The organism is Aneurinibacillus tyrosinisolvens, from assembly GCF_001015055.1.
Lineage (GTDB): Bacteria > Bacillota > Bacilli > Aneurinibacillales > Aneurinibacillaceae > Aneurinibacillus_A > Aneurinibacillus_A tyrosinisolvens.
In genome coordinates this window covers 196,504-208,865 of record NZ_BBWZ01000006.1, presented here as the reverse complement: position 1 = coordinate 208,865, position 12,362 = coordinate 196,504, and the positions used below count along the sequence as shown (strand labels likewise).

The following is a 12,362-nucleotide window of genomic DNA, read 5'->3' as shown; positions in this document are numbered from 1 at the left end:
ACCATAATACCCTACATTTACCCCAATATTGTAGCCATCTGGAAGATAGTTCTCATCAATAAGCTCTTTTCCCTGTCTAATGAGTTGATGTGTTGATGTATAGAAGCGATTTCCTCTGCAGTTGCATCAAAATACGTTTCTACATGCCGTTTCGGAACGATTAATAGGTGACCTTTCTGTACAGGGTACTTATCAAAAAAAGTAAATACCAGCTCATTTTCTAGCACAACGGACGTTTTTTCAAGCTGGCAAAATGGACATTGGTTAGGCATAACTCTTGCTCCCTCAATATTCTAAGTTTTTAACTCAATTTAATTAATAGAAGATGCATACGAGAAAGAGTACAAGGACTCTGACGATTTATCGATGAGAGACAATAATACATCCGCTTTCAATACAAGAATAATCGCCGGTAAAAAGCAGCTATCAAATCACAGCTACGGTATGGGAATCGACATCAATCCGGTACAAAACCCTGAAATCCAAGGAAATAAAAGTCAGACGGACAGTGAAGAGGTAATCACTGTCCGTCTGACTTTAAGGAACCGTCTTATACCGAAGGAGACGTATAGTGGTGAGAAAGTTAGAGATTCACCGCTCCCCTACTCCATTCTATTATGCCAAACTGTACTCGTCTTTATTATCTTCTTCTGCCGGTGGAAGTTGCGCAGCCTGATCTAGGTTATAGTATTGGCGAATCTTTGTCTCAATTGAATAGGCAACATCTTGATTTTCTTTTAGAAATTGCTTCGCATTCTCACGTCCCTGACCAAGGCGCTCCTCGTTATACGAGTACCACGCGCCACTCTTATCAACGATATCTAATTCAGTACCGATATCAAGAAAGCTTCCTTCACGTGAAATGCCTTCACCGTACATAATGTCTACTTCAGACATTTTAAACGGGGGTGCCACTTTATTTTTCACGACTTTAATTCTCGTACGATTTCCAACCATGTCATTCCCTTGTTTTAACGTTTCGATGCGACGCACATCAAGGCGTACGCTGGAATAGAATTTCAGCGCTCGTCCGCCTGGCGTTGTTTCCGGGCTGCCGAACATAACGCCCACTTTCTCCCGCAGCTGGTTGATAAAAATGGCAACTGCCTTAGATTTATTAATGGCTCCGGCCAGTTTCCGCAGCGCCTGTGACATCAGACGGGCTTGTAAACCGACATGGGATTGGCCCATATCGCCTTCAATTTCTGCTCTTGGTACGAGGGCTGCAACAGAGTCTACGACAAGGATGTCAACCGCACCGGAGCGAACAAGCGCTTCAGCAATTTCTAGTGCTTGTTCGCCTGTGTCCGGCTGTGACAGAAGCAACTCATCAATGTTCACCCCCAGCTTGCGTGCATACACGGGGTCCAAAGCGTGCTCGGCATCAATAAACGCAGCGGTGCCACCTGTTTTCTGCACTTCGGCAATGGCATGAAGCGCAACCGTCGTCTTACCAGACGATTCCGGTCCAAAGACTTCGATAATCCGGCCGCGCGGATACCCTCCAATTCCAAGTGAAATATCTAAGGCAATCGAGCCACTGGATACCGTTGATATTTCAGTATTTGCAGCCATTTCCCCTAATTTCATTATTGAGCCGGTACCAAATTGTTTCTCAATCTGGCGCAAGGCCATATCTAAAGCAGTTTTGCGATCAGACAAAGCTATCGCTCCCTTCGTTGTATCATGATGTCCATTCATCAGGTGAGTTACTTGATGAATAGAAATAGAATCACATACCCATCATTCCAGGTTTCCCCTAGGAAATGTATAGGTGTGTTTATTATCATCCAAAATAAAACTCCGATTATCTTGTGATCTTTTAACACCATAACAGGAATGTATGTTCCCATTATAACATAAACGTTCTTATTATGGGATAAATGTTATACAGCAACAAATGTATGTATTTCCAAAATCTAACTGCGGACTTTCTTTATCTCATTTAATAGTCAAATGTGCGTGCGAACAGATAAGAATTTCTTTACTTTTGTCTCCACGTTGAACACGAGTGTTCTGCTTCTTCTCTTGTCCCTTCTTCTCATCTCTTTTCTCATTTATAAGAAAGGAAAAAAGAGACGGTTTGAGAATTTCCGGACTGAACTTTATACTTCTGTAGTGATTCAAAAGGATGCTGTTCAATGTTCCCAGCCCATTCATCATTCAGGTAATGAAGAAAAAGAAGTAAACATGAAAAAAGCAATCCCTCCCCTGACTTACAGGTAAAGATTGCTTTTGGTTCACCATTTTTAGTTCTCTTTGGAATTAATACTAAAACATCCATTTCCCCTTATACTTGCATTTCAGTTATCATAACCCCTATTTCTAAAGCAGCTATCATCCCCTCATAGGTGGCTTCTTCCAAAGTGCGGGGCGCGAGACAATCCCCAATCTGCCGAACAAAGGGGGCCATTCCCTTTACTTGTTCATAGAGTTCAATATTAGGAATTCGTCCCAGTGATAAGACAACGGCATCCCAATCTTGCACCAGATCTGTATCATGTGAAAATAGATTTCGGATGATAACATCACCGTCCTGAATACCGCCAAAATCATAATGCGGCCGGAGGGGTACTTTCAACTGATAGAGTCTCTTCAAATATTCATTACGAAGATACTGGTGAACCTCTTGCCCAATATGGAGCTTAGAGGAAATCAACGTTACGTCATGACCTTTTTCTGCCAGGAATATAGCGGCTTCTATCGCAGGCCAATCTCCACCAAAATCAAATACCAGGACACGATGTCCTACCGCTTTGGGAGTACCGCTAAAAAGACGTTCAACCAACATAACACGAGAATCATGGATTCCTTCTACATGTGGCAGGTAGGGTCGAGAACCCACAGCACAGATAATCGCATCAGGTTTTAGCCCCGCTATATTCTCACAGGTAAGTTTTTTCCCCAGTTGGATATCAACATTACTTTCGACTAACTTTCGTGAATAGTTATCCAGCATAGATTCCGCCAATTCCTGACGCATGGGTGCTCGCCGCATCGTTCGTAATAATCCGCCAATTTCCTTGCCTTGATCGATTAGCGTAACCTCATGGCCTTGTGCATCAGCCGTCAAAGCCGCTTGCAGTCCAGCTGGTCCTGCCCCTACGACGATGACACGCTGTTTTATCCTTGATTGCTGTATAAGCGGCATCAACTCTGCCTCTTTACCGGCCATCGGATTCTGTACGCAGCCAATCGTAAGCCCCTTGTGATAATGGCCAATGCAGGCTTGAAGACACCCAATGCAGGCGTCAATGGACTGAACGTCTCCCCTTATGGCCTTATTCGGCATCTCGGGATCAACAATCAAAGCACGCGTCATCCCTACGACATCCGCCTTACCGGCAGCCACAATTTGCTCCGCTTCTACAGGGTCAATAATACGCGATCCAATAAAAACAGGAACAGCACCTGCCATCCGAATTTTAAATCCATGGGGGGAAAGATAAGCATGCTTTATAGGGGACGGCGGTGCAATATGAGTAGAACCAGCATAGGTGCTTGAGTCCCCTGCCGTAACGTTAATAAAGTCAAGTCGAACCCGGTCTACCAAGTATTCAACAATCTTTACCGCATCTGCCAGGTTCGTACCGTCCATGGTCATCTCATCGGAACTTATCCGGATTCCCACCGTGTACTCTTCACCTACTGCCTGCCACACGCGTTCCAAGACTTCAAGAATAAAGCGCATGCGATTCTCAAAGGATCCACCATACTGGTCCGTACGATAATTGGTATGACTAGACCAAAATTGTGCGGGCAGGTATCCGTGAGAACAGCACACTTCCACCCCGTCAAGCCCTGCCTCTTTGGCTAATTTAGCTGATAAAGCAAATCCATCAATGACCTGCTCGATATCCTCAAGGCTCATAGGTTTGGGCATAGCTCCGAATCGCAAACTAGGTTCTGCAGAAGGAGCCCACGCAGCATTGCGATATTCACTCGCTATCACTTCCCTGCCTCCGTGAAATAACTGAGTGAATACTTTTGTCCCATATGGATGTACTTGCTCGGCAACTTCAGAATAAGCGGGTACAACTTTTGGGTCGTATCCTGCAATGGTATGGGTGGTCAGCATGCCAGATACGTGCACAGCCGCCGCTTCAAGAATAATCAGACCAACTCCGCCTTTAGCACGTGCTACATGGTAAGCGGTCATCTCCGAGGTTGGAATCCCGTTTACAACATGATTCGTCTGGTGGGCCGTGCTTAAAATTCTATTTTTAAGTTCTACCTTGCCGATTTCAACTCTACTAAATAAGTTCTTGAAATTTGTCATTACAACTTCCTCCTTCCTGTATAAACATTACAGAAAAACGTTCAGTAACAAATCGAAACAATAGTCGGATGAATGAAAGAGGAAGTAGGTTGACATCCCACTTCCCCCATCCACTAGGTATGCAATGCTAGCTCGTAATCTCTCTGCATTACGATTTATGACGGACTTCTGTACGTTTTATCTTGGTTGCCTGCTGATCGACTGTAAAATCAGCCGTAAGCATGACACCATAAAGATTGACAGCTTGTTCCTTCGAAATAATGTCATCACGCACATCTTGTGCAACAAGTTCCGGATCACGGCTCAGAGGATCGCCCCAGCCGCCGCCACCGGTACTCTCGAAGACAAACGATTCACCGGGCTGAAATTGAATTCCCCCTAGCATTTGCGGCCGCCATGTCCCGTCATCTGCTAATCCACCAATGGTTTCCAACTGACCATTGGAGTTTTTGCGCATTTGTCGTTGTCGCGCTGAGTGTAGTCCCCCATTAACCCCGGGCGACCCTTCGCGTGTTCGTGAACACTCCATCCAGATCATCTCGCCACGCCCAAGGAACTCTACTTCAACGTGCACGCCTACACCGCCACGATAGCGCCCTGCTCCAGCCGAATCGGTGCGCATTTCATAAGCATTGTAACGGATGGGAAACAGAAGTTCAGCGATTTCAGCAGGGAGGTTCTGACAGTTTCCAAGCGGATCCATTGTCACATGCATGCCGTCGTGTGCTGGTGTGCCACCCCATCCCCCAGCAGGTAAATCAGTAAAAACATGTAGCTCACCGGTAGTTGGATCAGTCGCGCTTGCCACGAACCAGTTGGCATCAGAACAGGTTGGAGCTACAATGCGGTCAGGAATCGCCTGAGCCAGGGCCATCCAGATGGCTGCAGTGATTTTGGAAGAGGCTACGGTCGTGCATCCAAGTGTCGGTGCTGGCCAATGTGGATTAAGCCAGGTGTTCTCCGGAATCGTTAAATCGATTTGACGATACATCCCGGCATTTGCTGGTGCCTCGGGATTGAGAAAGAACTTTAAAGAATAATAGACCGCTGAGGCCGTATTGGCATAGGGGGAATTAATCGGACCAATCGCAATCGGATCGCTTCCTGTAAAATCCACCCCAATCCGATCTCCCGAAACAGTGAGTTTAACATGTAACCGGACTGGATCATCGGTAAATCCATCACTGTCAACATAATCGTTCGCTTCGTACACACCGTCGGGAATTCGACTGATTGCTTCTCTTGTCATCTGTTGCGTGTAATCGAGGACTTCACGCATTCCCTGCTGAACAACATCAGCTCCGTACTTGTCAGCAAGTCGTATGAATTCGTCACGCGCCGCCCGTAGTGCCCCTAATTGGGCTTGAATGTCACCCTCAATGTACTGAGGTGTGCGTGTGCCATTCTTGATGATACTAATCAGTTCGGTATTGGGTTTGCCTCCCTTATAAAGCATCAATGGAGGTAGACGCAAACCTTCCCCAGCGATGTGAGTGTCGAAACCACCACCAACATCGGTCCAGTGCGCTCGGCTGACCGCGAAGCCAAGCAGCGCGTCCTTATAGAAGATTGGCATGGTCATCGTAACGTCAGGGGTATGAGTACCACCATCGTAAGGATCGTTAAGGATGATGACATCATCAGGACCTAACTCCTCTATGGGAAATCGTTTGAGTGAGGCACGTGCACTGAAATGCATGGCGGCAATATGAACGGGACAGTTAGCCGTCTGGCCGATCAAATTTACGTCCGGATCAAAAATAGCGTTCGAGTAATCCACCATGTCATAAATAATCGGTGAGAATGACGCCTTTTGTAACACCAAGCTCATTCGTTCGCAGGTATACTCAAATGAACGTCGCAAAACTTCAAAGGTAATGGGATCAAGCAAACGCTGTGCAGATCCTGTATTAATAGTTGTCATAGTACCCCCTCCTCAGTGGAAAGAATGATATTGCCATTTTGACCTACTTCGTTCTCGTTAGAGATAAGGATGTTTCCATACTGGTCTACCTGTGCGACCGTATGGTGTGGAAGTACAATCTCACTGTCAGGTTGTTCGATGATTGCCGGACCTTGAATGATTTGACCCCTGCTGAGATGTGCGGGGTCATAAACTTCCACCAGGTAATGCTGTCCATTAAAGTAAACCTCGCGTTGTTCTTTGACCGAGAATGTACCATTTGGATTACCCATCCCCAGTGCTGCTTCCAAATCGCTGGCCTCTGGTTTAGTTATTTGTCCATACCCGGTGACACGTAAGGTGACAAAAGCGACGGGGAAGGATTCTGATGAGACGCCATATTCACGCTTATGCTCTCCATGGAAAGCAGCAGCTACTTCGGCCACTATCGCTGCATCAAGATTACCATTAGGTACCGGCGTGGTTACTTCATATGACTGTCCAATATAGCGCATCAAGGCGTTGCGCTCAAACGTCATCTGCTCTGCTATGATTCCATCGTTCCCGAGCAATTGACGACATTCCTCTTCTAGCTTGGTGAAGGCACCTGTCAATTCACTCGGATCAAGACCTTCAACGGGCGCATAAAACGTCGCTTCAAGATCATGGCGCACCTCCATTGTGGTGGCTCCAAAGGCGCACGCGACACCAGCAAATGGGGGTATTAGGATACGATTAATACCAGCTGCGCGAGCAACGTTATAGGCATGTAACCCGCCAGCGCCCCCAAAGGCAACAAGCGTCTGATCACGTGGATCGCGACCGCGATCAGTCGAAACCATACGTATGGCACCTGCCATATTCTCACAGACAATCTCGATGATGCCTTCAGCGCAATCGAGAACGGATAAACCCAGTGGTTCTGCAACGGTACGTATGGCGGTTACAGCGGCATCGTAATCGAGCTGAAATTTGCCACTTAAGGTCTGGTTCAGGCGCCCAAGCACAAGATTTGCGTCTGTCACTGTTGGGCGGGTGCCACCGCGACCGTAGCAGGCTGGTCCCGGATCGGCTCCAGCACTTTGCGGGCCAACGCGTAACGATCCACCCTGATCAATCCATGCAATCGAACCACCACCTGCACCAATACTCCGGATATCAAGCATAGGCGTAATAATTGGCATCTCCCATTCAAGTTCATATTCGTCCGTTACCAGGCCACGACCGTTCTCCATTAGGCAAGCCTCAAAACTGGTGCCGCCTACGTCAGTAACAATCATGTTCTGCGTATTAAGTAAAGTACTCAGAAAGCCTCCTGCTGCGACTCCGCCCGCAGGTCCCGACCCAATCAGTTCTTCAGGACGTTCTTTGGCGGTAGTACTGCGCATCATGCCCCCATTACTTTTGACAATGAAAAGCGGCGCACTTGAACCAGCCTCAGCCAAGGTTGCTTCCAATCGGGTGAAGTAGTCGCTCACAACAGGAAACAAGGCAGCACGTATGGCGGTCGTGACGAAGCGGCCTAGTTCGCGAACCTTAGGGCGTGTTTCAGAGGACAGAGCAACACGTGCGTCCGGGATCACTTCCAATATGATTTCACGCATCTCCTGCTCATGCCGACCATTAACATAAGAATTAATAAAGGCGATGGCAATATTCTTGATGCCAAGTGTAGCGATATGTTCAGCCACTCGTCGCGCTTCTTCACGATCGAGTGGCTTTACTGTTGTCCCGTCAGCGCCCAGTTTTTCACTCACCGTAAAGCGGCGACTGCGGCTAATCAAAGGGCGCGGTTTGACTTGATAGGGATCGTAGAGGTGACGGCGACGCTGACGACCAACTTCGAGTGTGTCGCGGAAACCGGCAGTCGTCACTAGCGCCGGTTCAGGATATTTACGTTCAATCAAAGCATTTGTTCCGATGGTCGTTCCATGAATGATGGTATCAATTTCGGCTGGCTTGATACCCGCCACCGAAAGCGCATTCATAAATCCGATTACCGGATCCTTTGGGGTTGAGAGCACCTTTGCCGTACGTACACGGGCGGATCCTGTGGCCTGCTCATCCCAGGCAAAGAGATCAGTAAAGGTTCCACCGACATCAATTCCAACTCGTAACATATATCTTCCTCCTTTTTTATTGGTTCCTGTTCAGCCTCCATGACCTGCTACGGTATCAGACTGACAAAAACCTCCCGTCCATAGTCCAGGTCGTTTATTTCTGCCCACGGAACCGCACGATTCTACTAAACAACGTCTTGAGAATGGATTACTCCATTAAACCTTGTCCTTCCTTCGTTTTCACCCCGAAGGTTCTAACGACACACTAGTAATTTACATTGTTTTTATTATAATCATAATAGTTGTTATGTTCAGTATATTTCTAACCTCACCGGCTTTTCAATACGTATAAAAGGATAAACTTTATAATTAATTTCGTACGATGGGATGAATGCTTATGACAATTACTGTTCGTGAACTGGTCCATAATCCGCATTTACAAACACGGGTTCTCGCGGGTACTGTCGGCCTGGAACGGGAAATCACTTGGGCACATGTATGTGAACTACCCGACCCGACACCCTGGCTGAATGGGGGAGAATTAATTATGACCACCGGTCTGGCTATTCCGCGGATTGCACAGGAGCAGGAGATCTACTTGCAGCGTCTGGTAGCTGCAGGAGTGAGTGGGATAGCAATTGCGGAAGGGATGTACGCTCCTGAGTTGACCAATCCTCTATTGGCTGAGGCCGATCGCAATGCTTTTCCCGTTTTGTTGACAGCCTATGAGATTCCCTGGCTTGCCATTACACGCACGGTGGCAGATGCTAATACACATAAAGAACACGCGCGTGTCGTGCAGACGTTGCGTGTGTATGAGATTGCGCGTCAGTTTATTCATAATACTTCTCCGGCGACAATACTTAATATGCTTGGTGAGATTATTAACTGTAGGCTTTCTATTGTAGACTCGGTTAACAGAAAACCATTGTTCTATGATGTCAAGTTGCAGAACAACATCGAGGACATACTGGACTATATACGTCCAAGCAATATACCGCATTCACCTGTTGTACATCGTTTAGAGCGGAGTGGAACTATAGTGTTGCAGGTATCTGTCCCTGCTTCCCGGCCTGCGGTCCTACTTGCCATTCCTCATTCAACAGATATCCCTCATAACCTCGTATTACGCCATATCGCAACGATTGTAGGGCTGGTAATTGAGAAAGATACAGCAACCCATGAACGTCAGCGACGATTAGGGGCTGAACTTCTAGTAGGCCTGATTGATGGGCGGCTCGCAGCTAATACTGCCTCTCTCTTGCTGGCTGAACATGAACTGAGAGAAGAACCTTGGTGTATTGCTGCCTGCTCCGAGGGAACACAGCCTTTCGAGCATGCATGGTTACATCTACAATTGTATGCTCGCGGCATTCCGCATTTGTTAGCTCACCGAGGAAGCATTCTTCTGGCTTTTCTTCCCGCCAACGCTGATGTACTTTCCAGTTTACAGACCGAATTGCCAGCAGACGTACGCTTGGGCATCAGTAATACTTTTAGGATCCCTACAGGCACACCTGAAGCGTATCAAGAAGCCCTATGGGCATTACGTGCAGCAGAAAGCCATGAAAAAACCATTGTTTACTATAGTGAAGAGTCACCCGTTTCACCCTTCCTGCCTCGAAGTAGGAATGAAGCTCAAGAGTTAGTAGATTTGGTTATCGGTGAGCTGTTAGCATATGACTTCAGACATAACAGCCAATTGGTAATGACACTCTATATCTATTTGCGTGAGAATCGCTCCTGGCAGGGTGCCGCAAAAAAATTGCATATCCATAAACAGACGTTAGTCTACCGTATTAACCGGATTGAACAAATGACGGGGCGTCGCCTTAATTCCACCGGCGATGTCGCTGAGCTTTGGCTCGCTTTACAAGCAGCTATGATGCTTGGTTTGTTGCCAGACTTGTCGTAGTTTGAAGGTTTATGCGGGTGAATCCTAGATCCACTATGGAACGGCAAGAACCATATACACTTTAGCTACTTCTGGGTAAAGGATATAAATTTATTAAAAAGAAAAAGCCCCCATCATAGGAGCTTAAAATATATGAGAAAGTTATTAATTAACCTAGAGAAAAAGTTGCAAGTACCTTAATTTTAGGGGGGAATTAATGGTACATATTTATTATATCGCGAGGTAAAATTAATGTCAGATCCGAATAGTGTTAACTCTTTATTGACTTATATATTTGCCCCCTGAATGGCCTCCTCTTTTTCAATCCTACGTGATACATATGCGTCCAAAATATCCTTTTGATTAACAAATACATTAACCTCTTCAATTGGCAGCACTTTTATTTTAAAGATATTTGACTCTGGTGTACGATATGATACCGCAACATGTGTAATCTCAATCTCTTGCCCATACGCGTTAACATATCTTCGTTTAATTCCTTCTATAATATCGAATGCCATACCATTCCCTCCTTTTTTAAAGAATATTCTCAAGAACAAGAAAAAAGCACTAGCATTATTAGCATAAAGTAATAGGTGGCCTTAATGACCACTATAAACTCTTTCCGACTTGCTTAAGAATAACTACAAAAGGCTTCGTTTTGAGGGATTAAAAAAGTCCTTGCATCGCAAGGACTTTACATGTTCATATTTATGGCGGCCCCGAGAGGACTCGAACCTCCGACTCACAGTTTAGAAAACTGTAGCTCTATCCTGCTGAGCTACGGAGATGCCGAAAAATTGTTGAGCAGGCAGAAAACTCGATGAATTTTATAACTAATATTATTCATTTGCTAATCGTATGAGGCTTTGCATTAATAAATTAACCCCGCATGACACATCCTCAAAGCTGCTCCATTCTTTTGGGTTATGGCTAATTCCATCTTTGCTTCGGATAAAAATCATGCCTACCTCTGTGATATGCGACATAATCATGGCATCATGTCCAGCTCCACTCACGATGTGAAATGGCTTCAAATCCATATCTGAACATGCTTCTTCCATAATAGTAACAATATTTTCTGAACAAAGAACGGGTGGAATATCCATGTTTACTTTTAAATCATATTGTAAAGAACGCTTATGACAGATGAATTCTAACGCAGATTCAATTTTCTCTTTCATTTGATTTCGTTGTTCCTGGTTAATATGACGCATGTCAATACTAAATCGGGCTTGAGCAGGAATAATATTGGCTCCTCCTGGTTCGAACTGGATTTGTCCAATCGTGCCAACTCCTTGATACTCTGTTGCAATTTGTTCCACCTGTAACATCACTTCCGCCGCAGCCAAACCCGGGTCAAAACGCAAATTCATCGAAGTAGTTCCAGCATGGCCAGCTTCCCCATTAATCGTGACCCCCAGCCACATTGGACCCGCAATCCCCGATACAATTCCAACAGGAAGCCCTTCGTTTTCAAGTACCTTGCCCTGTTCAATATGAATTTCAATAAATGCCTTGATGCTGCCAGGCTTTCTGTTTGCTTTTTCATAATCATCCGGATTGAAACCCGCTTGTTCAAAAGCTTGGGCATACGTTACTCCATTTTTGTCTATCATTTGATCTAAATGGTGGCGCTGAAATAAGCCACACATTCCTTTACTTCCAGTAAACCCGGCTGAAAATCGCGCGCCTTCCTCATCTGTAAAAGAAACTACTTCGATAGTACGTTGTACTTTTATATCATTTTCTATTATCGTCCGTACAGCTTCGAGTCCTCCCAACACCCCTAATGGACCGTCGAATTTCCCTCCATTTAAAACGGAATCGATATGGGAACCGACCATCACAGGAGCTAGCGATGGATCAGTTCCGGGTAAACTTCCAATAATATTAGCCGCTTCATCTATACGGACTTCTAATCCCGCTTCTGTCATCCAGCGAATAAGAAGCTCTCGTGCTTCAAGGTCTTCTGGGGAGAGAGAGGTACGGGTAACCCCTCCACTCTCCTGTCTTCCTATTTCAGCAAGTTCAATCAGTTGTGTCCAGACCCGTTCTGCGTTTATTGCTAGGATTGCTGCATTCCCCATGCTGACACCCTCTCTACCAAAGTTGACCAGATTTGTACTCTTTTATATACGTGATAATAATCCAGGCTAATGTTGCAACACTACCAAACACACCTATAAAAATAAGTAAGGAATAAAACCAAAATGGTGCAATCAT

Annotated in this window: 10 protein-coding genes and 1 tRNA gene; 2 read left to right on the top strand and 9 right to left on the bottom strand. The window is 45.8% G+C overall.

Annotated features, from left to right (window positions below):
• Positions 1-17 precede the first annotated feature (17 nt).
• Positions 18-272, bottom strand: a complete 255-nt coding sequence (locus tag MBEAL2_RS32750; protein WP_269082452.1) for an HIT family protein — start codon at positions 270-272, stop codon at positions 18-20.
• Positions 273-366: 94 nt separating this feature from the next.
• On the opposite strand from MBEAL2_RS32750, the gene MBEAL2_RS33950 reads away from it, so the two are divergent.
• On the top strand, positions 367-681 hold the full coding sequence (locus MBEAL2_RS33950; protein ID WP_082129834.1) for a M15 family metallopeptidase: 315 nt from the start codon (positions 367-369) through the stop codon (positions 679-681).
• Here MBEAL2_RS33950 and recA read toward each other — a convergent pair.
• The 4 genes from recA to MBEAL2_RS08330 all read right to left on the bottom strand — a co-directional run bounded on the left by recA (position 616) and on the right by MBEAL2_RS08330 (position 8,302).
• Positions 616-1,662 (bottom strand): recombinase RecA, encoded by a 1,047-nt coding sequence (recA, locus tag MBEAL2_RS08350; RefSeq protein WP_047151840.1) that lies wholly within the window; start codon positions 1,660-1,662, stop codon positions 616-618. The genes MBEAL2_RS33950 and recA overlap by 66 nt on opposite strands.
• A 628-nt stretch (positions 1,663-2,290) precedes the next feature.
• Positions 2,291-4,279 (bottom strand): oxidoreductase, encoded by a 1,989-nt coding sequence (locus MBEAL2_RS08340; RefSeq protein ID WP_047151838.1) that lies wholly within the window; start codon positions 4,277-4,279, stop codon positions 2,291-2,293.
• A 148-nt stretch (positions 4,280-4,427) separates the two neighbouring features.
• Positions 4,428-6,203 (bottom strand): hydantoinase B/oxoprolinase family protein, encoded by a 1,776-nt coding sequence (locus MBEAL2_RS08335; RefSeq protein ID WP_047151837.1) that lies wholly within the window; start codon positions 6,201-6,203, stop codon positions 4,428-4,430.
• On the bottom strand, positions 6,200-8,302 hold the full coding sequence (locus MBEAL2_RS08330) for a hydantoinase/oxoprolinase family protein (protein WP_047151836.1): 2,103 nt from the start codon (positions 8,300-8,302) through the stop codon (positions 6,200-6,202). Before MBEAL2_RS08330 ends, MBEAL2_RS08335 begins: the two co-directional genes overlap by 4 nt.
• Positions 8,303-8,639: 337 nt before the next feature.
• On the opposite strand from MBEAL2_RS08330, the gene MBEAL2_RS08325 reads away from it, so the two are divergent.
• Positions 8,640-10,157 carry a PucR family transcriptional regulator gene (locus MBEAL2_RS08325; protein ID WP_047151835.1) on the top strand — a complete coding sequence of 506 codons (1,518 nt, stop codon included), beginning with the start codon at positions 8,640-8,642 and terminating at the stop codon, positions 10,155-10,157.
• Positions 10,158-10,423: 266 nt separating this feature from the next.
• On the opposite strand, the gene MBEAL2_RS08320 is transcribed toward MBEAL2_RS08325, so the two are convergent.
• The 4 genes from MBEAL2_RS08320 to MBEAL2_RS33535 form a co-directional block, all read right to left on the bottom strand.
• Complete coding sequence (locus tag MBEAL2_RS08320; protein WP_047151834.1) at positions 10,424-10,657, bottom strand: hypothetical protein; 234 nt, start codon at positions 10,655-10,657, stop codon at positions 10,424-10,426.
• A 193-nt stretch (positions 10,658-10,850) separates the two neighbouring features.
• Positions 10,851-10,930 (bottom strand) — tRNA-Arg (locus MBEAL2_RS08315).
• Between the two features lie 48 nt (positions 10,931-10,978).
• The gene (locus MBEAL2_RS08310) at positions 10,979-12,226 is read right to left on the bottom strand and encodes a Zn-dependent hydrolase (protein ID WP_047151833.1); all 1,248 of its coding nucleotides are present in this window, start codon (positions 12,224-12,226) and stop codon (positions 10,979-10,981) included.
• 13 nt (positions 12,227-12,239) lie between these two features.
• Positions 12,240-12,362, bottom strand: coding sequence for a hypothetical protein (locus tag MBEAL2_RS33535; protein ID WP_269082451.1), 123 nt, complete (start codon positions 12,360-12,362; stop codon positions 12,240-12,242).